Annotated in this window: 17 protein-coding genes and 1 tRNA gene; 14 read left to right on the top strand and 4 right to left on the bottom strand. The window is 63.5% G+C overall.

The window, feature by feature from the left end:
- The first annotated feature begins 20 nt into the window (after nt 1-20).
- Genes AC07N6_RS09795 through AC07N6_RS09785 form a run of 3 tightly spaced genes read left to right on the top strand, consistent with a single transcriptional unit; the run spans nt 21 to nt 4,328 of the window.
- Nucleotides 21-1,247, top strand: coding sequence for a glycosyltransferase family 4 protein (locus AC07N6_RS09795; protein ID WP_494780111.1), 1,227 nt, complete (start codon nt 21-23; stop codon nt 1,245-1,247).
- The gene (locus AC07N6_RS09790) at nt 1,244-2,302 is read left to right on the top strand and encodes an acyltransferase family protein (RefSeq protein ID WP_494780110.1); all 1,059 of its coding nucleotides are present in this window, start codon (nt 1,244-1,246) and stop codon (nt 2,300-2,302) included. Before AC07N6_RS09795 ends, AC07N6_RS09790 begins: the two co-directional genes overlap by 4 nt.
- A gap of 43 nt (nt 2,303-2,345) precedes the next feature.
- Nucleotides 2,346-4,328 (top strand): acyltransferase family protein, encoded by a 1,983-nt coding sequence (locus AC07N6_RS09785; RefSeq protein ID WP_494780109.1) that lies wholly within the window; start codon nt 2,346-2,348, stop codon nt 4,326-4,328.
- A 75-nt stretch (nt 4,329-4,403) separates the two neighbouring features.
- Here AC07N6_RS09785 and AC07N6_RS09780 read toward each other — a convergent pair whose 3' ends face one another.
- Nucleotides 4,404-5,816 carry an Atrophin-1 multi-domain protein gene (locus AC07N6_RS09780; protein WP_494780108.1) on the bottom strand — a complete coding sequence of 471 codons (1,413 nt, stop codon included), beginning with the start codon at nt 5,814-5,816 and terminating at the stop codon, nt 4,404-4,406.
- A 342-nt stretch (nt 5,817-6,158) separates the two neighbouring features.
- Here AC07N6_RS09780 and AC07N6_RS09775 point away from each other — a divergent pair, with 342 nt between their 5' ends.
- From AC07N6_RS09775 to AC07N6_RS09755, 5 genes are all read left to right on the top strand, one after another.
- On the top strand, nt 6,159-7,346 hold the full coding sequence (locus AC07N6_RS09775; RefSeq protein ID WP_494780107.1) for a glycosyltransferase family 2 protein: 1,188 nt from the start codon (nt 6,159-6,161) through the stop codon (nt 7,344-7,346).
- On the top strand, nt 7,333-8,535 hold the full coding sequence (locus tag AC07N6_RS09770; RefSeq protein ID WP_494780106.1) for a WecB/TagA/CpsF family glycosyltransferase: 1,203 nt from the start codon (nt 7,333-7,335) through the stop codon (nt 8,533-8,535). Before AC07N6_RS09775 ends, AC07N6_RS09770 begins: the two co-directional genes overlap by 14 nt.
- A 73-nt stretch (nt 8,536-8,608) precedes the next feature.
- Complete coding sequence (locus tag AC07N6_RS09765; RefSeq protein ID WP_494780105.1) at nt 8,609-9,931, top strand: UDP-glucose dehydrogenase family protein; 1,323 nt, start codon at nt 8,609-8,611, stop codon at nt 9,929-9,931.
- Between the two features lie 92 nt (nt 9,932-10,023).
- A complete protein-coding gene (locus AC07N6_RS09760) occupies nt 10,024-11,142 on the top strand; it encodes a nucleotidyltransferase family protein (RefSeq protein WP_494780272.1) in 1,119 nt (372 codons plus the stop codon).
- Between the two features lie 25 nt (nt 11,143-11,167).
- Nucleotides 11,168-12,586 (top strand): mannose-1-phosphate guanylyltransferase/mannose-6-phosphate isomerase, encoded by a 1,419-nt coding sequence (locus AC07N6_RS09755; RefSeq protein ID WP_494780104.1) that lies wholly within the window; start codon nt 11,168-11,170, stop codon nt 12,584-12,586.
- A gap of 412 nt (nt 12,587-12,998) precedes the next feature.
- Here AC07N6_RS09755 and AC07N6_RS09750 read toward each other — a convergent pair whose 3' ends face one another.
- Nucleotides 12,999-14,165, bottom strand: coding sequence for a glycerate kinase (locus AC07N6_RS09750; RefSeq protein ID WP_494780103.1), 1,167 nt, complete (start codon nt 14,163-14,165; stop codon nt 12,999-13,001).
- Nucleotides 14,166-14,519: 354 nt separating this feature from the next.
- Here AC07N6_RS09750 and AC07N6_RS09745 point away from each other — a divergent pair, with 354 nt between their 5' ends.
- The 5 genes from AC07N6_RS09745 (at nt 14,520) to AC07N6_RS09725 (ending at nt 16,912) form a co-directional block, all read left to right on the top strand.
- A complete protein-coding gene (locus AC07N6_RS09745; protein ID WP_494780102.1) occupies nt 14,520-14,735 on the top strand; it encodes a hypothetical protein in 216 nt (71 codons plus the stop codon).
- 284 nt (nt 14,736-15,019) lie between these two features.
- Nucleotides 15,020-15,811: a hypothetical protein gene (locus AC07N6_RS09740; protein WP_494780101.1), complete on the top strand. Its 792-nt coding sequence runs from the start codon at nt 15,020-15,022 to the stop codon at nt 15,809-15,811.
- A 193-nt stretch (nt 15,812-16,004) separates the two neighbouring features.
- Nucleotides 16,005-16,274 carry a hypothetical protein gene (locus AC07N6_RS09735; RefSeq protein WP_494780100.1) on the top strand — a complete coding sequence of 90 codons (270 nt, stop codon included), beginning with the start codon at nt 16,005-16,007 and terminating at the stop codon, nt 16,272-16,274.
- A 100-nt stretch (nt 16,275-16,374) separates the two neighbouring features.
- Nucleotides 16,375-16,451 (top strand) — tRNA-Pro (locus AC07N6_RS09730).
- Between the two features lie 236 nt (nt 16,452-16,687).
- Entirely contained in the window at nt 16,688-16,912 is a 225-nt protein-coding gene (locus AC07N6_RS09725) for a hypothetical protein (protein ID WP_494780099.1), read from the top strand.
- Between the two features lie 86 nt (nt 16,913-16,998).
- Here AC07N6_RS09725 and dmeF read toward each other — a convergent pair whose 3' ends face one another.
- Both dmeF and AC07N6_RS09715 read right to left on the bottom strand, forming a co-directional pair.
- Nucleotides 16,999-17,955: a CDF family Co(II)/Ni(II) efflux transporter DmeF gene (gene dmeF / locus AC07N6_RS09720; RefSeq protein WP_494780098.1), complete on the bottom strand. Its 957-nt coding sequence runs from the start codon at nt 17,953-17,955 to the stop codon at nt 16,999-17,001.
- Between the two features lie 8 nt (nt 17,956-17,963).
- Nucleotides 17,964-18,239 carry a metal/formaldehyde-sensitive transcriptional repressor gene (locus tag AC07N6_RS09715; RefSeq protein ID WP_494780097.1) on the bottom strand — a complete coding sequence of 92 codons (276 nt, stop codon included), beginning with the start codon at nt 18,237-18,239 and terminating at the stop codon, nt 17,964-17,966.
- 240 nt (nt 18,240-18,479) lie between these two features.
- On the opposite strand from AC07N6_RS09715, the gene AC07N6_RS09710 reads away from it, so the two are divergent.
- Complete coding sequence (locus AC07N6_RS09710; RefSeq protein WP_494780096.1) at nt 18,480-20,162, top strand: methyl-accepting chemotaxis protein; 1,683 nt, start codon at nt 18,480-18,482, stop codon at nt 20,160-20,162.
- Nucleotides 20,163-20,241 lie beyond the last annotated feature (79 nt).

Genomic DNA, 20,241 nt, shown 5'->3' with positions numbered 1-20,241 from the left:
TTCAGACAACGACGGTGCCTATGAAAATTGCCTACCTGGTGAACCAGTATCCCAAAGTCAGCCACAGCTTCATCCGGCGCGAGATCGCCGCGATGGAGCGGCAGGGTTTCGAGGTGCAGCGCATCGCACTGCGCGGCTGGGATGCGGAAGTGGTCGACCAGGAAGACCGGGCCGAGCGCGAACGCACCGAGTATGTGCTGCGCGCAGGCATGGGCGCCTTGCTCAAGGATGTATTGGGTGCGGCGATCGAGCGGCCGCAGGCTTTTCTCAAGTCGCTGGTGCTGGCCATGCGCATGGCGCGCAATGGCGAACGTTCGCTGCCTTACCACCTGGCCTACCTGGCCGAGGCGGCGAGGGTGGTGCGGATGATGCGGCGTAGCGGCGCCTTGCACCTGCATGCGCACTTCGGCACCAATTCGGCCGAGATCGCGATGCTGGCGCAATGCCTGGGCGGCGCCCAGTACAGTTTCACCGTGCATGGCCCGGAGGAGTTCGACAAGCCGGTGCAGCTTGGCCTGGGCGAGAAGATCCATCGCTCCGCCTTCACCGTCGCCATCAGCTCGTATGGCCGCAGCCAGTTGTTCCGCTGGGCCGGCCACCGCGACTGGCGCAAAGTCGGCATCGTGCATTGCGGACTGGAACCGGCCTTTTATGCCGGCGAGCAAAGCGCGCCGTCGGCCGCGCCGCGCCTGGTTTGCGTGGGCCGCCTGTGCGAGCAGAAAGGGCAGTTGCTGCTGGTCGAGGCCGCGCATCTGCTGGACCGGGCCGGCGTCGATTTCGAGCTGGTCCTGGCCGGCGACGGCGAAATGCGCCGCGAGATCGACGGCATCATCGCGGAGTACGGCCTGCGGGAGAAAATCCGCATCACCGGCTGGATCAGCAGCGAGCAGGTGCGAACCGAGCTGCTGGCCGCGCGGGCGCTGGTGCTGCCCAGTTTCGCCGAGGGGCTGCCGGTGGTGCTGATGGAGGCGATGTCCTTGCATCGCCCGGTGCTGACCACCTACGTGGCCGGCATCCCCGAGCTGGTGAAAAACGATGAGAACGGCTGGCTGTTCCCGGCCGGCGATATCGAGGAACTGGCGCGCGCCATGCGCGCTTGCCTGGAATGCTCGCCGGCCCGCCTGGAGCAGATGGGGCGCGCGGCCTATGCGCGCGTGGTGGAACGGCATTCGGTCGACACCGAAGCCGGCAAGCTGGCCGCCATGATCCGCGGTTCGCTGCCTTCGCATGCGGGGGCGGCGGCTTGAACCTGGCGCATACACATCACAAGGAGATTCCATCCCTGGATGGCTGGCGGGCGGTGGCCATCGCCATCGTGTTCCTGAGCCATGCGGGGCTGGGCAACCTGGTGCCGGGCGGGCTCGGCGTCACCATCTTTTTCTTCCTCAGCGGCTATCTCATCACCACGCTGCTGCTGCGGGAGTATGGCGCGACCAGCACCATCCACATCCGCAATTTCTATATCCGCCGCGCCTTGCGCCTGACACCGCCCCTGGTGCTGGTGCTGGTTTGCGTCTACCTGCTGACGGCGGCCGGCCTGTTGCAGGGCGACGCCACCTGGCGCGGATTTTTCGCCCAGTTGTTCTACTTCGCGAATTACTACGTGCTGTTCTTCGATCCGGGCCACACGGTTCCGGCGGGCACCGGGATCTTTTGGTCGCTGGCGGTGGAAGAACATTTCTATTTCGTGTTTCCGGCGCTGTTGCTGCTGTTGTTGAACCGCACCCGCCACCGCTTCATCCCGCTCCTGCTGGCCGTGCTGTGCGTGGCGGTGCTGTTGTGGCGCCTGCATCTGGTGGCCATGCCGGACTTCTCGATTTCACGCACTTACTACGCCACCGACACCCGCATCGATTCGATCCTGTACGGCTGCATCCTGGCCACGGCCAGCCTGCCGCAGCGCTGGCAGGCAGCATTGCGCAGCAAGGCCGCCAGCCGCCTGGGCATCGCCGGCGGCGGCCTGGTGATCTTGCTGACACTGCTGGTGCGCGAGGAATCGTTCCGCCAGGGACTGCGCTATTCGCTGCAGGGGCTGGCGCTCATCCCGCTGTTCTATTACTCGATCGGCGACAGCACGAGCGTCTTGCACCGGCTGTTGAACTTGCCGCCGGTGCGCAAGATCGGCGTCTATTCCTATTCGATTTATCTGATCCACCACATCCTGCTCGAGAACCTGGAAGCGGCAAGCCCGTCGCTGTTGCTCAACGGCCTGGTCGCGGCGGCGGCAGCGCTCGCCTTCGCTTTCCTGGTCGACCGTTATCTCGACCACTATCTTCGCCAACTGCGCGTGCGGTTCCGCTAAGGCCGCGCTCACCGTTACCGGAAAACCTTTCAACCAGACCGACATGGCAACTGCAAAAGCTCACGAACAAGGCGCCTCGCTACACCCGCAATATCGTCCCGATATCGACGGCTTGCGCGCGATCGCCGTCCTGTCGGTGCTGGCATTCCATGCCTTCCCGGAGGCCTTGCCGGGCGGCTTCATCGGCGTCGACATCTTCTTCGTCATCTCGGGTTTCCTGATTTCGCTGATCATCTTCAAGAACCTGGAGCAGGGGCGTTTTAGCATCGTCGACTTCTACATCCGCCGCATCCGCCGCATCTTCCCGGCGCTGATGACGGTGATGCTGCTGTGCATCGCCAGCGGCTGGATGCTGCTGTACGCCGACGAGTACAAGCAACTGGGCAAGCATTTGTTCGGCGGCTCCAGTTTCATCTCCAACTTCCTGTTCTGGAAAGAGAGCAACTACTTCGACAACGCGGCCGAGACCAAGCCGCTGCTGCACCTGTGGAGCCTGGCCATCGAGGAGCAGTTCTACCTGTTCTGGCCGCTGCTGCTGGCGTTCGTGTGGCGGCGCAAGTGGGGTTTCCTGCGCATCATGGGCGCGATCGGGCTGGTGTCGTTCGCGGTCAATCTCTACCTGGTCGGGCATGACCAGACCGCGGCCTTCTATTCGCCGTTGTCGCGCTTCTGGGAATTGATGGTCGGCGGCGCGCTGGCCTACATCAACCTGCACCGGCCGCAACTGAACCGCTTCCATCGCGACTTGCAGTCGGTGCTGGGCCTGGCGCTGCTGGCGATCGGCTTCGCGCTGGTCAACAACACCCGGGCGTTCCCCGGCGGGTGGGCGCTGTTGCCGACCGCAGGCGCTTTCCTGATCCTGTCGGCGGGGCCGGGTGCGTGGTGCAACCGCAAGTTGCTGGCCAGCCGCGTGCCGGTATGGTTCGGCCTGATCAGCTATCCCCTGTACTTGTGGCATTGGCCGCTGCTGGCCTTCGCCACCATCATCGAAGGCGCCACGCCGAACCCCGCCATCCGCCTGGGCGCGGCGCTGGCCGCCATTGTGCTGGCGTGGCTTACCTACCGTTTCATCGAACGTCCGCTGCGCAGCGCCAACAGCCTGCGCCCGGTGTTGGCGCTGGCGGCGGCCAATGTGGTGGTCGGCGCGGTCGGCCTGGGGATCTACTTCAACGGCGGCTTCGTGCAGCGGCCGTTGAATGAGCGGCTCGACTTCATCGCCGCCGGCGATGTCTTCCTGGGGTCGCGCAATTCCGACGCCAGTTGCCCCAAACTCAACCAGAGCAAGATCCTGCCGGAAGAGGTCTGCCTGTCCAACTCCGCCACGCCCAAGCTCATGTTCGTCGGCGACAGCCACATGATGGCCTTGCATTCGGCGCTTTATTCGCACGCGGTCAAGGCCAGTTCCATCATGGTGGCCGGACATTCCTGCTATCTCTACCCGAACCTGCCGTACCGGGCCGGCGGTGCGCACGACTGGGGCAACAACTGCACCGCGATCGCGCAGGAGGCGCTGGCGCTGGCGGCGCGCACGCCCTCCATCGATACGGTGGTGATCAGCAACACCTATCCGCGCGGCGACCTGGCCAAGGCTTCGCGCTATGAACCGGACGGCAAGCCGCTGTCGCAGCGCGAGGCTTTCCTGGCCGGCAACGCCAGCCTGATCGGGCAGTTCCAGAAGATGGGCAAGAAGGTGGTGTATGTGATGGACGTGCCGCACCTCAAGCGCGATCCGCATGCCTGCGTGAGCCGCTTCGATGCCTCGGCCGAGCGCGACTGCGCCTACACGCCGCAAGAGAACAAGGCATTGCGCGCGCAATACAACGATGCCGTGCAGGCATTGCAGGCGGGCTTGCCGGGGCTGGTGGTGTACGACCCGACGCCGCTGTTCTGCGGCGACGGCAAGTGCCTGGCCAAGGTTCAGGGCAAGTATTTGTACAACGATAACCAGCACATCAGCGTGACCGCGTCGCAGATGGTGCTGGAGCAGATGGCGCGGCAGGGCCTGCTGCAGTTGCAGGGGCCCTGAATGGACGGCCGGCGTGAGCCGGCGGAAAAATGCCCGCGGCCGGATGGCCGCGGGCAATGCAGGGAAGCGGGTGCTTCAGTTGGCGCGCAGCAGTTGGCCGCCGACCTTGGAGCCGGCGCCGATGCCGCTCTGGACGTAGACGATCGCCAGCGGGTTGACGCCGCTCCATTGGAAGGTGGCGCTCTGGCCGTTGTCCAGGAAGCCGGTGTCGACCAGGGTCTTGTTGCCGTTGCCCTTGTCGACCACGGTCAAGCGCAGCTTGCCGCCGCCGGTGGTCTTGGCGGTGAGCTTGTAGCTCACGCCGGCGGTGGGCAAGGCCCATGACACCGGGTGCAGGTTGTTGCTGTTGTAGTTCACCACTTGCGATTGGGTGGTCGTGGCGGGAAACACCACGGCCTGCTCCCACGACTGGTAGGCGCCGGCCACGGTGCCCGACTGCAGCGTCCAGTTGCCGCGCATGGAGAGCAGGTTGAGGTTTTTCTCCGGCGTGAAGGCATTGCCGTTGCCGTCGACCCAGCTCTTGGCGCCGGTCACCCGGCGCAGGTTGGCGCGGATCAACTGCAGCTGGTTGGCGTTGGTGGTGTTCCAGCCGTTGCGGTGCAGGTTGATGTCGGAACCGATCTCGGCATAGATGGAAAACGGCGTGCCGACGTTGGTGTCGACCACGTAGGCGCCGAAGCGCTTGAGCGTTTCGGCCACCTTGCGCAAGTCGGCATCGGTGATCTGCGCGGTATCGAAGGACGGCGGCAGCATCAGCAGCGAGCCTTCAGGGAAGGCGCCGGTGTTGACGGTGGCGGCGTTCCAGTCGGCCGTGGTGGCCGGGAACACGTAGGTCGGGTTGGCCGACAGGCCGTTGGTGGTGAGCGACAGGCACAGCGCATGCGGATAGTAAGGCGCGCTGCGGTCGGCCACTTCGTGGATGCGCATGAGTCCGCCCGCGGCCGGCACGCCGGTGGCGCGGGCGCCCTGGTAGTAATGGCCGGGCTCGGGCCAGCCGCTGCCGTTGAGCCTGGTCCAGGCGTATTGGGTGGCGACCCATTGCGTGCCTTCCTTCTTCAGTTGCCAGAAGGAGTGGATGATCCCGGTGACCGGGTCGACGATGTCGGCGTGGCCGTCGCTGCCGGTGGCAGGTGCGGCCGAGGCCGGCCAGCGCGGAATGGTGACGTCGTGGTAGGTCTCGTCGTCGGCGTTGAGCAGGCCCTGCTTGCCGCTGGCGCCCTTGACGGTCACCGGGCCGTCATTGGCCGCGGCGAGGAAGATGCCGGTGGAGTAAGTGCCGGTGCTGATGGAAGGGAAGTAGGACGAAGTGGGAATGACGTCGCCGGCGAAGGTCGGTTCGATCGGACGGCTGTTCCACAGGGAGTTGGCGGCGAAGGGTTGCTGGTAAGTGCCGAATTCGGCCGCCATTGCCGTCGGCGAGAGCGCCAGGGAAAAACTTAGTAATGCAGCGGCAGCCATGGCGCTTCGTAGGCGGGTTCGTTTTTGCATGCGGGTTCCTTGTGGTTTGGATGAATGAGGGATTACTGCTGAGCTGGATACGGGCGATTGGCTTTCGGATTTCGTTTTTCAGTATAGCGATGAGGACATGAATTCACATCGGCGACAAGTAAAGGATTCAACTGGCCGCACCGTATGCGATTGTGCTTGGCGGCAATCGTTCAATCGCGCAACGGACCATGGAAATGCATATGCTGCTGCGCCGCATTATTTTGTTTAAATATTTCATGGCGGGCTGAATTTCTTTTGCCGCCATCCTTGTCAAAGAAATGATTTACCTATGAGAAGTAAGAGTGTCAGCATGACAACTCCAGCCAGGGAAGAACCATAAAAATGAATTTTGCAGTGCAGCTAATTTTGCTTCTTGGGCTGGCTTTGCTGGCCATCCCCGTTGGCGTGCTGCTGGTGCAGGTGGCGTCGGCGATCGTCGCGCCGCGCCGGGTCACCGGACTGGCTGCGCAGCGGCCGCGCGTGGCGGTGCTGATGCCGGCCCACAACGAGGCGGGCGGCATCGTCGCGGTGATTGCCAGTGTGCGTGCGCAGCTGGCGCCGGGCGACCGCTTGCTGGTGGTGGCCGACAATTGTTCCGACAACACCGCCGAACTCGCGCGCGCTGCGGGAGCGGAAGTCACCGAGCGTTTCCACGACGAGAAGCGCGGCAAGGGATATGCGCTCGATCACGGCATGGGCCGGCTGGCCGCCGATGCGCCGGAGGTGGTGATCATCGTCGACGCCGATTGCATTCCAGCAGCGGGAGCGCTGGAGCAGGTGGCGCGCGCGGCCGCATACAGCGGCCGGCCGGTGCAGGCCTTGTACCTGATGTATTCGCCGGCCGAAGGCGGGCCGATGCGCAAGATCGCGGAGTTCGCCTGGCTGGTCAAGAACCTGGTGCGTCCGCTCGGTTTCCAGCGGCTTGGGATGCCGTGCCAGTTGATGGGCACCGGCATGGCTTTTCCCTGGGCGCTGATCGGCAAGGCTGAATTGGCGACCGGGCACATCGTCGAGGACATGCAGCTGGGCGTGGATCTGGCGCGCGCCGGCAAGGCCCCGCTGTTCTGTCCCGAGGCGCTGGTGTACAGCCATTTCCCGAGCAGCGAATCCGGCACGCGCACCCAGCGCACCCGCTGGGAGCATGGCCATATGAGCGTCATCCTGAGCCAGGTGCCGCGCCTGCTGGCCGCCGGCGTGGGGACGGGCAATGGCGCGCTGCTGGGACTTGCGCTGGACCTGTGCGTGCCGCCGCTGGCGTTGCTGGTGCTGCTGTGTGGCGGCGCGCTGGCGGTCTCGCTGCTGGCATGGGCGGTATCGGCGCTGTGGGCGCCGGCGTTGGTGGCGGCCTTGCTGGCGCTGGCCATCGGCCTGTCCATCGTGGCGGCATGGACGCAGTACGGCAGGCAGGTCATCGCGTTCGGCGAGTTGCTGATGGCGGTGCTTTACGTGCTGCGCAAGGTGCCGCTCTATCTGAAATTCCTGGTCAATCGCCAGGTGGAATGGGTGAGGTCAAAACGTGACACAGAATGACCGGATACTGGCCGCGCCGCAGGCGCGAGCCCTGCCGGCGGCGCCGCTTGCCGCAACCGATTTCGACCGCCAGGTGCATTGCATACTGGGCTTGCCGTTCGACCGCGTGAGCCAGGAGCAGGCGGCGGATCAACTGCGGGTTGCCGCGCGCGATGGCCGCCGCTGTTTCTTTTCCACGCCCAACCTGAACTTCGCGATTGCCTGCCTGGACGATCCGGAATTCCGTAACTCGGTGATCCAGAGCGACCTCTCGATTGCCGACGGCATGCCGCTGATATGGATCGCCAAGGCGCTCGGCATCCCATTGCATGAACGCGTGGCCGGCTCCAGCCTGTTCCAGGCCTTGCGCCTGGAACAGGCGCGGCGTCCGGCAGCGGACCTGGGACGGCCGCTCAAGGTGTACTTCTTCGGCGGTCCGCCGGGCGTGGCCGAAGAAGCGAGCGCAAAGCTCAATGCCGGGCCTTCCCGGATGCAATGCGTGGGCTTCAATTCGCCCGGCTTCGGCAGCGTGGAGCAGATGAGCGATGCCCAATCCATCGCGCATATCAACCGCAGCGGCGCCGATTTCCTGGTGGTGGCGCTGGGCGCCAAGAAGGGACAGGAGTGGATCCAGTACAACCTGCCCGCATTGCAGGCGCCGCTGGTGAGCCATCTCGGCGCAGTCGTCAATTTTGTCGCGGGCACGGTCTCGCGCGCGCCCCGATGGCTGCAGAAGTCCGGCCTCGAGTGGGTCTGGCGCATCAAGGAAGAACCCAAGCTGTGGCGCCGTTACCGGGGCGACGGCATGGCCTTGCTGCGGCTGTTGGCCACGCGCGTCTTGCCGGGCCTGCTGGCCAGGCGCCAGCGGCCGGCCAAGGCCGAATTCGAGCGCGCCGCACTGGCGCTGCGCGCGGACGGCGACCGGGTGGTGCTGACGCTGTCGGGCCCCTGGGGCGAGGAGAACATCGAGCGCCTGCGTCCGGCCGTCAAGCAGCTTGCCGCGGCGCCGACGATCCTGGCCTGCATCGATCTGGCCGGCACGGATTTCGTCGACAGCGCGGTACTGGCGCTGTTGATGCTTCTGCAAGGAGACTGTGTGGCCAAGGCCCGCTCGCTGCAACTGCTCAACCTGTCGCCGGCGTTGCGCCGCCTGTTGCGCTGGCATTGCGCCGAGTACCTGGCCGAACCGGTCGTGCGGCTTGAGGCTTGAGGCCGCCGGGCCGCGGCTACTCCATCAACCAATATCAATTTCTTTTTTGCATACTTCCTGAGGAAAGCGCGCTATGAAAATCACAGTTATCGGCACCGGCTACGTTGGCCTGGTCACTGGCACCTGCCTGGCGGAAATGGGCAACGATGTCTTGTGCCTGGATCTGGACGCGAACAAGATCAAGGTGCTCAACGAGGGCGGCATCCCGATCCATGAGCCCGGCCTGCAGGATATGGTGCAGCGGAACAAGGCGGCCAAGCGCCTGAGCTTCACCACCAGCATCGAGGAGAGCGTGGCGTTCGGCGAGCTGCAGTTCATCGCGGTCGGCACTCCGCCCGACGAGGACGGTTCGGCCGACTTGCAATACGTGCTGGCGGCGGCGCGCAGCATCGGCAAGTACATGACCGACTATAAAGTGGTCATCGACAAGTCGACCGTGCCGGTGGGCACCGCCGACAAGGTGCGCGAGGCGATCGGCGCCGAGCTGGCCGCGCGCGGCGTGCAGCAGGAGTTCGCGGTGGTCTCCAATCCCGAGTTCCTCAAGGAGGGCGCGGCGGTGGAAGACTTCATGCGTCCGGATCGCATCGTCATCGGCGCCGACGACCAGCGCGCCATCACCGCCATGCGCGACCTGTACGCGCCGTTCATCCGCAACCACGACCGCGTGATCGTGATGGATGTGCGTTCGGCCGAACTGACCAAATACGCCGCCAATGCGATGCTGGCGACCCGCATCTCGTTCATGAACGAGCTGGCCAACCTGGCCGACAAGCTGGGCGCCGACATCGAACAGATTCGCGTGGGCATCGGTTCGGATCCGCGCATCGGCTTCCATTTCCTTTACCCCGGCTGCGGCTATGGCGGCTCCTGCTTTCCCAAGGACGTGCAGGCGCTGATTCGCACCGCCGAAGAAAACGAGATCGGGCTGAAGGTGCTGCGCTCGGTGGAAGACGCCAACGACGACCAGAAGCATGTCTTGCTCAACAAGATCCGCGGCCGTTTCGGTTCGGACCTGCGCGGCATGACTTTCGCGCTGTGGGGCCTGGCGTTCAAGCCCAATACCGATGACATGCGCGCGGCATCGAGCCGCGTCGTCATCGAAGGCCTGTGGGAAATGGGCGCCGTCGTGCGCGCCTACGACCCGGTGGCGATGAACGAGGCGCGCCGTATCTATGGCAACGACGACCGGCTGATCTATGCCGATTCGCCGTCGGGCGCGGTGGCCGGCGCCGATGCCCTGGTCATCGTGACCGAGTGGAAGGAATTCCGCGCCCCCAACTTCGACGCCATCAGGCGCGCGCTCAAGCACCCGGTGATCTTCGACGGCCGCAACCTGTATTCGCCCGAGCAACTGCGCAGGAAGGACTTCGAGTACTTCGCCATCGGCCGCCGCTGATCCCGCGTGCATCGCAGGCCAGGCATGGAAGGGCGGTTCCTGGCATGGCGCTAAAGATTGAATTCAACCAGCATGAGGACACTATGAAAGCGATGATTCTGGCGGCTGGCAAGGGAACGCGGGTAAGGCCGCTGACCTACGAGTTGCCCAAACCGATGATCCCCATCCTTGGCAAGCCGGTGATGGAGTACCTGGTCGAGCATCTGGTGAAGTACGGCATCCATGACATCATGGTCAATGTCAGCTACCTGCATGAAAAGATCGAGGATTACTTCGGCGACGGCCAGCGTTTCGGTGCGCGCATCGGCTATTCCTTTGAAGGCTACGTGGACGATGCCGGCGCGGTGCATCCCCATCCCATCGGTTCCGCCGGCGGCATGAAGAAGATCCAGGAATTCGGCGCTTTCTTCGACGAGACCACACTGGTCATCTGCGGCGACGCGCTGATCGACCTGGATATCCAGTCCGCGCTGTTCGAACACCGCAGCAAGGGCGCAATGGTCAGCGTGATCACCAAGGAAGTGCCGCTGGAGCAGGTTTCCAGTTACGGCGTGGTGGTGGCGGACCAGGATGGCCGCGTGCAGTCCTTCCAGGAAAAGCCCGAACGCGAAGCGGCGCTGTCCAACCTGGCCAGCACCGGCATCTACATCATGGAACCGGAAGTGCTGGCGCTGATCCCAGGCAATACCGTGTTTGACATCGGCTCGGACCTGTTCCCGTTGCTGGTGGAAAGGAAACTGCCGTTTTTCGCCCAGAAGCGCTTTTTCAACTGGATCGACATCGGCAACGTCACCGATTTCTGGGCCGTGCTGCAAGGCGTGCTCAGCGGCAAGGTGGCGCAGATGTATGTGCCGGGAACGCAGGTGCGGGAAGGCCTGTGGGTCGGCCTGAATACCCGGATCGATTGGGAGGGAACGGTCATCGAAGGGCCTGTGTATATTGGCGCCGGCACCCATGTCGAAGCCGGCAGCAGGATCGTCGGTCCTTCCTGGATCGGCCATGGCAGCCATATTTGCGCAGGGTCCGAGATCGTCAGGAGCGTGTTGTTCGAGTACACTCGCACCGCGCCTGGCACCAAGGTGGAAGAATCGGTCGTTTGCGGCCACTACAGCGTGACGCGCGAGGGCGAAATGAAGCATATTTCCGAATACGCCGACAACCATTGGAACGACGCCCGAGACCGGCGCGTCAAGCCACGGAAACACGCCTGAAACATCAGAATTTTGCGAGGAAACCATGAAAATTTATCCCGTCATCCTTTCCGGAGGTTCCGGCACCCGTTTGTGGCCTCTGTCGCGCGCGGCGTTGCCCAAGCAACTGATCTCGGTCGTGGGCCAGCGCACCATGCTGCAAGACACGGTGGCCCGCGTGAACAGCTGGCCGCAGATCATGCCGCCCTTGTTCGTGTGCGGTAACGACCATCGTTTCATGGTGGCCGAGCAGATGCGCGAGATCGGCGTCAAGCCGCTGGCGATCATGCTCGAGCCCGTGGGGAGAAATACTGCCCCGGCGGTGGCGGCCGCGGCCCAGCTGCTGCTCAAGCGCGACCCCGAGGCCGTCATGCTGGTGTTGCCGGCCGATCATGTGATCGATGATGTGGATGCCTTCAAGGATGCCGTGTCGCGCGCATCGGAAGCGGTCGCCGGCGGCGCCCTGGCGACGTTCGGCATCTTGCCCTCCGCGCCCGAGACCGGTTACGGCTATATCCGCCGCGGCAAGCAGGTGGCCGGCGTCGGCGATGCCTTTGTGGTGGACAAGTTCGTCGAGAAGCCGGACCTCGCCACCGCCAAGGTATTCCTTGAAGAAGGCAGCTATTCCTGGAACAGCGGCATGTTCCTCTTCAAGGCTGCCGATTATCTGGAAGAGTTGAATACGCACCGCCCGGACATCGCCGCGCCGGTCGAGCAGGCGGTCGCCAACGGTTATGAAGACCTCGATTTCTGCCGCCTGGACCAGGCCAGCTTCGAAGCCACGCCTTCCGAATCGATCGATTACGCGGTCATGGAAAAGACCCGCAAGGCGGTGGTCGTGCTGGCCGATATCGGCTGGAGCGATGTCGGCTCATGGAGCGCCTTGTGGGCGGTGCAGGAAAGCGATGCCAATGGCAACGTGGCGCGCGGCGACGTGCTGTTGCAGGATGTCTCCAATACCCTGGTGCGCGCCGAGAGCCGCATGGTGGCGGCCTTGGGCGTCGAAGACCTGGTCATCGTCGAAACCGACGACGCGGTGCTGGTCGCGCACAGGGACAAGGTACAGGACGTCAAGAAGATCGTCGATGCCCTGAAGTCGTCCGGACGCAGCGAGCACCTCTATCACAAGCGCGTATTCCGTCCGTGGGGCAGCTATGAGAGCGTCGCCGACGGCGAGCGTTTCCAGGTCAAGCGCATCATCGTCAAGCCGGGCGAAAAGCTCTCGCTGCAGATGCACCACCACCGCGCCGAACACTGGGTGGTGGTCAGCGGCACCGCCTTGGTGACGCGCGGGGAAGAGGTCAAGCTGCTGAGCGAGAACGAATCGATCTATCTGCCCATCGGCGTGACGCACCGCCTGGAGAACCCGGGCAAGCTGCCGCTGCACTTGATTGAGGTGCAGTCGGGAAGTTATCTGGGCGAAGACGACATCGTGCGCTTTGAGGACATCTACAAGCGCGTCTAGCAATCGTTATTGGGCCGACTGCGGCAGTGAATGCAATGCATGCCATGCATTCACTGCGCACAGAATAAGAAAAACGATTTATATCAATGGCTTAAGTCGCTCTTCCCAGGGTTTTCCACAGGCTTGCCCCCATTTTCTGGGGATAAGTGGGAGCGCGCGGCGACCGGCGGAGATGAAACGCTGGAAACGCTGCTATGCGTTGGCCGGAATGCCTTTTCTACGGCGCAAGATTGAAAAACAGGCGCGTTGCACGCCTTTGAACCGTTTTTGGAAAAGGCTTTTCAATCAATGGCTTGGATGAGTTTTCCTCAGCTTTTCCACAGGCCTGTCCCCGAATTGTGTGAACAACTTCGGTAGAAGCGGCAGGGGAGGCCGCCTGTGGAAAAGCTCGCGTGCCGGCGCGTGCTTGGGTTTATTTCTTGGCGCCGGCGGCGGTGTGCCATAGCCGCGCCATTTGTTCCGCGCTGCTGCGCAGCAAATCAGGCGCGCCTGCGATCGCATCTTGCAGGCTGCCGGGGCCGAATACGATGGAGAAGCAACCCGAGAAGCTGCCTTGCAGTTCGCCCAGCGATTTGCGGTCGATGCCGCCGGAGAGCAGCGTGGTCGGCACGCCGGCGCGGCGCGCCCTTTGGCTGGCGATGAAGGGGGCCTTGCCATGCAGGGTTTGCGCGTCGCTGCGCCCTTCGCCGGTGATGAGCCAGTCGGCGCCGGCCAGCGCCCCGTCCAGGTCGATGTGGTCGGCCACCGTTTCGGCGCCGGAGCGGAATTCCGCACCCAGCATCAGCAATGCGTAACCCAGGCCGCCCGCCGCGCCGGCGCCGGGCTTGCCGCAAGCGGAACGCCCCAGTTCCTGTTCCAGCACCGCCGCGAAATGAGCCAGCGCATGGTCCAGCAATCCGACTTGTTCGGGCGTGACGCCTTTTTGCGGGCCGAATACCGCGGTGGCGCCTTCCTCGCCGCATAAGGGATTGTTGACGTCGGACATGGCGACAATCCTGGCGTCCCTGATGCGGGCGTCGATAGCGGAGGCGTCGATGCGCGTCACCTTGTGCAATTGCGCGGGCAGCGGCGGCACGGCTTCGCCGGCCGCGTCATAGAGCTTGAGGCCGAGCGCGCACAGCAGGCCGGCGCCGCCGTCATTGGTGCTGCTGCCGCCCAGCGCGACCAGGAAATGGCGTGCGCCGCGATCCAGCAGCTTGAGCATGGCGTCGCCCACGCCCAGGGTACTGCGCTGCTCCACCGGCACGGCGATGCCGGCGGCATCGGTCAGGCCGACGATGGCGGCCGATTCGATCACCGCGCTGCCATCCTTGAGGATGCCGACCGGACAGTCGGCGAGTTGCCCGGCGGCGTTGCGGCAGGCCAGGGCAAGGCGTTCGCCGCCGGCATGCATCAGCGCGTCCAGCGTGCCTTCGCCGCCGTCGGCGATCGGCCGCAGGCGTATCTGCGCGCCGGGAATGGCGGCCTGTATGCCGGCGCCGATGGCGGCGGCGACTTCCTCAGCGCTCAGCGAGCCTTTGAAGGAGTCGGGAGCGATGACGACGATGGGCGGGCGTGGCGATGTGCTGGTGTTGGTCATGGATATGGTTTGAAAAAGGCGCCATGGCGGCGTTGCCGGTGCGGTTGCCTGGATTGCGGGAGTCTCTCTGCTTGTTCTGGATGCGCGTCGCAACAGGCCGGTTTGGATGGCGAGCCTGGCGCAACCCGGCAATTATATAAGCAGAGCCTTATCCGATTATTGAAGCGAAGGTATAGGCACTAGAGAATGCCGGTACGGTTTCCCGCGGGCAAGGCCGGGCAGTGCAAGCGGTGCGTAACAAAAGGTAAGGGCGATGGATGCGCGCAAGCGGCTGCGGCATATTCTATGAGATCTCACTCCTATTTATGGGATGAGTTCTAATTACCGGTGCTACGCGCCGGAGGAGCAACGGCCATGAAGCGTTTTCTTTACCTGCTTGCGGTGCCTGCCGTGCTGCTGCTGGGCGGCTGCGTGGCGATGCCGTACGATCCCTATTACGGCGGGCCGGTGGCCTATCCGGCGCAGCCGGTGTATGCGGCGCCTTATCCGTATTATTCTTATCCGTCGACATCCATCTACTTCGGTTACGGCGGCGGATGGGGCGGCGGCCGGGGGTATTGGCGCCGTTGAAAGCCGTTAAAAGTACGGCAGGATCGCCGCGATGGCGGCATCCTGCGGTTTCGGCGTTGAAAAAAGCATGGAACCCGGACGCGTTGGGGCGTACAAAACCGTTAAAATATCGCGTCCTCGACATGGCACATGGCTGACGGCGCGTGGGGCGCTGCAGTATTTGTCCACGCTGTTGCCGCTGTTGCCTCCATTCCGCCGAATATCAGGAACCGCTGCCGTACGGTATGAGTTTTTTCAGTTCGTTCACCCGATCAGACATTGTTTCCCGCGCACGACGCCGAACCGTGCTCGGCCTCGTGCTGTCGGTACTGATCCACGCCGGCATGTTCATGGTGTTGCGGGCCAAGCTGAGCGAGCCGCCCCGCATTGAAACTTCCGGCAAGCCGGATGCGCCGCTGCAAGTGACCTTTATCAAGCCGCCGCCGCCCCGGCCCGAGCCGTCGCCGGCGCCCCCTCCGCCCCAGAAAGCCCCGGCGCCGCCGAAGAAACAAACGGCCAAGGTGCCGCCCAAACGCAGCGCCGCCGCCCCCCGCAAGACCGAAACGGCGCGTGCCGCGCCGGCGCCGGTCGCTCCCCAGGGAACCGTGCCGCCGGTGGCGCAAGCATCGCCCGAGATGGATTTCAGTTCCATGATCAACCGTAACCGCGAGCGCCGGCAGGCGCTGGAGGATGCGGCGGCACAGGAGAACGCGGCGGCGCGTGCGGCGGAAAATCCCTCCGCCAATGACATCGCAAAGGCCAATATCGCGTTCCAGGAGCAGCGCGGACGCGGCACCAACGGCGTATTCGAGATCGTCAGCAAGGGGCCTCGCGTGGCCCAGTATTCTTTCCGCGGCTGGACCAGCGACCAGCGGCGCAGCCAGAAGCAATTGATCGAGGTCGATGCCGGCCCAGGCGGCAATGTCGAACTGGCGGTGGTGGACAGCATGATTGCGCTGATCCGGAAATACTATTCCGGCGATTTCAACTGGGATTCGCAACGCCTGGGACGGGTGGTGGTGCTGTCGGCCCGCCAGAGCGACACCAAAGGGCTGCAGGCCTTCCTGCTGAAGGAATTCTTCAGTAGCGGCGGCTGATGCCGTGGCGGCATCCGGTTTGATTGCCTTCCTGGCATGTCTGCATCGGACATCACCCGCAAAATTCCAACGTTTCGTTTGTGCCGTGCCAAGAGTTGCGAGGCTTTTTGTCTGGAATGGGGTTTCCTTGCGGAAAATCAAAATATTTCGTGCTAGGATTCATACTGTTTCCGGAGGGCAAAGGAACATTCCAATGAATATAGAATTGACCGGTGAAGAATTGCGCTGGATGTACAGCGTATTCAAGGGCGAATTTCGCATCGTCCCGCCGCGCATCGTCAAGAGCGTCATCTCCAAGGGGCTGGGCATCCCCAACCTCGGCGGCGCTTTCAACCTGACGCGTGCCGGCAGGGAAGTGTTTCGCCGCACGCCGCAGGGCTACCAAGGTGATGAGCTGGAAGATGAGGAGATGCATATCATCCGTTCCAAGGCTCGTTCGCGCAGTAACTGGCGCTTGGGATGAGTGTTGCGCCGGGTTCTCAAGAACGCACAGGAAGAATATTGATGGCCTTGAGAAATAGTTGAGCAAAAAACACATGCCCTGTTATAATTGCGAGCTCAGTCGGGGCGTAGCGCAGCCTGGTAGCGTACTTGCATGGGGTGCAAGGGGTCGAGTGTTCGAATCACTCCGTCCCGACCAAAAAAACAAGCGTTCGCAGTTGATGCGGACAAAGAAAACCGCCGTCAGAACATGTTCTGGCGGCGGTTTTTTCATTTGTGCGCCGCGGCTCCGGGCGTTACACAAACACACAATTTCACGTCTACATCGCTCTTGCTTCGGACGTTATCTGATCACCACGAACGGCATGTGGAGATCCGGATTCGACTGTCGACTCTCCGGGGAACAATTCGCCAAACAAGATCAGGAGCGCAAGAATGAAAATCCATTTATTGATTCCGGCTGTTGCCGCAACACTCGTGTTGGGTGGCTGCGTGGTGACGCCGCCTACGGTGCGGCCAGCCTATGTCGCGCCTCCCGGAGTGGTGTACGTTGAACCCACGTATGTATCGCCGGGCCCCGGTTATATCTGGGAATACCATCCTCATTATGGCTGGGGCTGGCATCATCCGCAGTATGGCTGGCATCGGGGTTGGCGTTGAGGCCGCAAGTTTGGCCATCGATATGAAGTCAAAAACAGCGGCCGAGTGCCGCTGTTTTTGATGGTCTTGCCATGATGGCGCCGGTTTCAGGCAATCCGGCGTTCCAGCGTGAGGTGTTTCAGTTCGGCGATCGCGGCCAGCTTTTCGCGCAGGGCGGCTTCGCTGACGCGCGCCGGAGCCGACACGCTGACGATGGCCGCGCGTGCGGTCGGGCCGATGCGCCATACATGCAAATCGTCAATCTGGGTTGCGTCGCCGTCAAGCGCATGGCGGATCCGCTGCGCAATGCGGTCGTCGGTGACGTCGAGCAATACGGCGGCGGTTTCGCGCAGCAGCGAATAAGACCAGCGCGCGATCACCACCGCACCCACCACGCCCATCAGCGGGTCGAGCCAGGTCCAGCCCAGGTAAAGGCCGGCCAGCAGGGCGCCGATGGCCAGTACCGAGGTCAGCGCATCGGCCAGGACGTGGATGTAGGCCGAGCGCAGATTGTTGTCGTGGTGATGCTGGCTGTCGTGGCCATGTTGCCGGTGGTGCGAATGCGCATCGTCATGCGGATGGCCATGGCCGTCGCCATCGCCATGATGTGCGTGCCCGTGGTTGGCCAGCAGCAGCGCGCTGGCGATGTTGACCGCCAGGCCGATGGCCGCGATGGCAATGGCTTCGCCGAACTGGACCGTGGTCGGCCGGGCCAGTCGCCAGATGGATTCGGCGCCGATGCCGATGGATGCCCCGGCCAGCACCAGGGCCGAGGCAAAGCCGGCCAGGTCGCCGACCTTGCCGGTGCCGAAGCTGAAGCGCGTGTCGCGCGCATGGCGTCGCGCGAACACATAAGCGCCAACCGAGACCGCCAGTGCGCCGGCATGGGTGGCCATGTGGAAGCCGTCGGCCAGCAGCGCCATCGATCCGGTGAGGTAGCCGGCGATGATTTCCGCCGCCATCATCAGCGCGGTCAGCAGGACCACCCATAGCGTGCGTCTGGTATTGCGGTCATGGTCGGCGCCGAGGTAGATGTGCTCATGCGCGAAGGAGGGCGATTGCATACGTGTTCCTATTTTGAGTAGCGGCGAATTGCCTGCAGCACTTCATCCAGACCCTGGCTGCGCTCATGGTCGGACAGGCCGGGGCGGGCGACGTGTTCGCGCGCATGGGCTTGAATCAGCTCATCCATCAGGCCGTTGAGTGCGCCCCGGATGGCCGCAGCCAGATGCAAGGTCTTGCTGCAATCGGCATCGGTTTCCAGCGCGCGGTCCAGTGCTTGTAGCTGGCCGCCGATGCGGCGTACGCGCTTGAGCAACTGATCCTTGTGCTGCGTAATGTGGCCCATACCATACCCCCCTATCCTATGTGGGCTGGATTATATCGCCATATACGGCGCTTGTGTCGCTCCCGGTTGCCGATGTCATTCAGGCAATCCCGAGGCGGAAAATAGGCGAACAGCCGTGCGTTCATAAGCTATGCGTAAGTTATCCGCTCTACATTGTGGACAATGCGGCTCTTTATGCGCGCAGCCATGCCTGCCTTGAAGCAGGCGCAGATAAGCGGAATATCCGCAGGGAGACAAGCGATGGCAAAGTTGAAGGCAAGCTCTGAGGGCCGCATGAAGGCTTGGAGCATCAGGCTGTGGCCCTGGCTGGCGGGAGGATTGGCAGGAGGCGGCCTGGCTTTCGCGCTGGAGGCCTTGCATGCCGGCGCGGCGCTGGGAGCGTCATTGCCGGCTTGCCTGGCGGTGCTGGCGGCGCTGGCGTGTTTGGCCCTGGCGCAGCGCCGGCGCCATCCGGGCGGCGCGCAACTGGTCGACAAGGTCGGCAACGAGATCGACCACATCATGATCGGCGCTGCCGAAACTTCCTTCTTCGTCGATTCCATCAAGGGCAAGATCAGCCAGGACGTCGACACCGCCAATAACATCGCGGCCAGCGCCGAGCAAAGCGCGGCCAGCACCGAACAGATTGCGGTCAATGCCGAACGCGCTTCGGCCAGCGCTTCCAAGGTGCGCTCGGAAAGCATCAGCGGCCGCGCCGAAGTCGATCGCGGCTTGCAGCAGATCGGCCAGGCGCGCACCGATGCGCAGGCGGCTTCCGGCATGATGGCGCAACTGCAGGAAAAGTCGCGCCGCATCCATGGCATCACCGAAGTGATCAGCGAGATCGCGGCCCGCACCAATCTGCTGGCGCTCAATGCCGCCATCGAGGCGGCGCGCGCGGGAGAGCAGGGGCGCGGGTTTGCCGTGGTGGCCGGGGAAGTGCGCCAGCTGGCGCAACGCACCAAGGAGGCCACCGACGATATCGGCGTGATGGTGCGCGCCATCAACGAAGAGGCCGAGCGCGCCGCATCGGGCATGAATGCGCTCAGCGGCCGTGTGCTGGAAGCGGCGCAGAATGTCGAAAAGGTGCATGCGCTGCTCAACGGCATCGAGCGTTCGGCCGGCCAGTCGCAAGAGCAGATCGAGGAGATCGCGCTGGCTTCGCGCGAACACGTGCAGACCACGCAAAACATCGCCGAATCCATTTCGGCCATCCGCAACGGGATGCTGCAAACCGATGCCGAACTGCCGCGCGTGGCGGCGTCGGCGATGGCGCTGTCGGAGCGCGCCGAAATCGTGTTCGAGGCGATCGCCGAAAGCGGCGCGGGCACGGCGCACGATGCGATCCGCGCGGCGGCAGCGGAAGGCGCGCATCGGGTCGGCCGCCTGTTTGCGGAATCGATCGCCGCCGGCCGCATTTCCGAGGCGGCGCTGTTCGACCGCACTTACAAGCCGATCCCGAATACCTCGCCGCAAAAGCATTCCACGCAGTTCGACGGTTTTACCGATCGTGTGCTGCCGCAAGTCCAGGAGGCGATCCTGGCGCAGATGCCGCAACTGGCGTATGCCGGCGCGGTCGACAATAACGGCTATTTCCCCACGCATAACAAGAAGTTTTCGCAGCCGCTGACGGGCAACTATGACGTCGACCTGGTCAACAACCGGACCAAACGCATCTTCAGCGACCGTACCGGCAAGCGTTGCGGCGCGAACACCAAGCCTTTCCTGCTGCAAACGTATAAGCGCGATACCGGGGAGGTGATGCACGACCTGTCGGTGCCGATCTATGTCAACGGCAAACATTGGGGCGGTTTTCGTGTCGGCTACCGTTCCAGCCATGCGCCGGCGCCATCCGCGGCGGGAGGCCAGGCGCCGGTTGGGGCGCGGCCAGCCGGCCGCACCAGTATTTCAAAGGCGCAGGCCGGCGTCGGCAAACCTGCTTGACGTGGCGCAATAGGGGGGTAAATCCATTTCATTTCCAAGGTTGATTCGCTTGACCCCGTTCGGCGGCTGATAGATTATT

The sequence above is a fragment of the Herbaspirillum sp. GW821-FHT09A12 genome (assembly GCF_059418325.1).
This window is presented reverse-complemented; position numbering and strand designations above follow the sequence as displayed.

Coding starts and splice junctions, on each gene's coding strand:
- AC07N6_RS09795 (WP_494780111.1), top strand. CDS start 21: ATGAAAATTGCCTACCTGGTGAACCAGTATCCCAAAGTCAGCCACAGC.
- AC07N6_RS09785 (WP_494780109.1), top strand. CDS start 2,346: ATGGCAACTGCAAAAGCTCACGAACAAGGCGCCTCGCTACACCCGCAA.
- AC07N6_RS09780 (WP_494780108.1), bottom strand. CDS start 5,816: ATGCAAAAACGAACCCGCCTACGAAGCGCCATGGCTGCCGCTGCATTA.
- AC07N6_RS09775 (WP_494780107.1), top strand. CDS start 6,159: ATGAATTTTGCAGTGCAGCTAATTTTGCTTCTTGGGCTGGCTTTGCTG.
- AC07N6_RS09765 (WP_494780105.1), top strand. CDS start 8,609: ATGAAAATCACAGTTATCGGCACCGGCTACGTTGGCCTGGTCACTGGC.
- AC07N6_RS09760 (WP_494780272.1), top strand. CDS start 10,024: ATGATTCTGGCGGCTGGCAAGGGAACGCGGGTAAGGCCGCTGACCTAC.
- AC07N6_RS09755 (WP_494780104.1), top strand. CDS start 11,168: ATGAAAATTTATCCCGTCATCCTTTCCGGAGGTTCCGGCACCCGTTTG.
- AC07N6_RS09750 (WP_494780103.1), bottom strand. CDS start 14,165: ATGACCAACACCAGCACATCGCCACGCCCGCCCATCGTCGTCATCGCT.
- AC07N6_RS09745 (WP_494780102.1), top strand. CDS start 14,520: ATGAAGCGTTTTCTTTACCTGCTTGCGGTGCCTGCCGTGCTGCTGCTG.
- AC07N6_RS09735 (WP_494780100.1), top strand. CDS start 16,005: ATGAATATAGAATTGACCGGTGAAGAATTGCGCTGGATGTACAGCGTA.
- AC07N6_RS09725 (WP_494780099.1), top strand. CDS start 16,688: ATGAAAATCCATTTATTGATTCCGGCTGTTGCCGCAACACTCGTGTTG.
- dmeF (WP_494780098.1), bottom strand. CDS start 17,955: ATGCAATCGCCCTCCTTCGCGCATGAGCACATCTACCTCGGCGCCGAC.
- AC07N6_RS09715 (WP_494780097.1), bottom strand. CDS start 18,239: ATGGGCCACATTACGCAGCACAAGGATCAGTTGCTCAAGCGCGTACGC.
- AC07N6_RS09710 (WP_494780096.1), top strand. CDS start 18,480: ATGGCAAAGTTGAAGGCAAGCTCTGAGGGCCGCATGAAGGCTTGGAGC.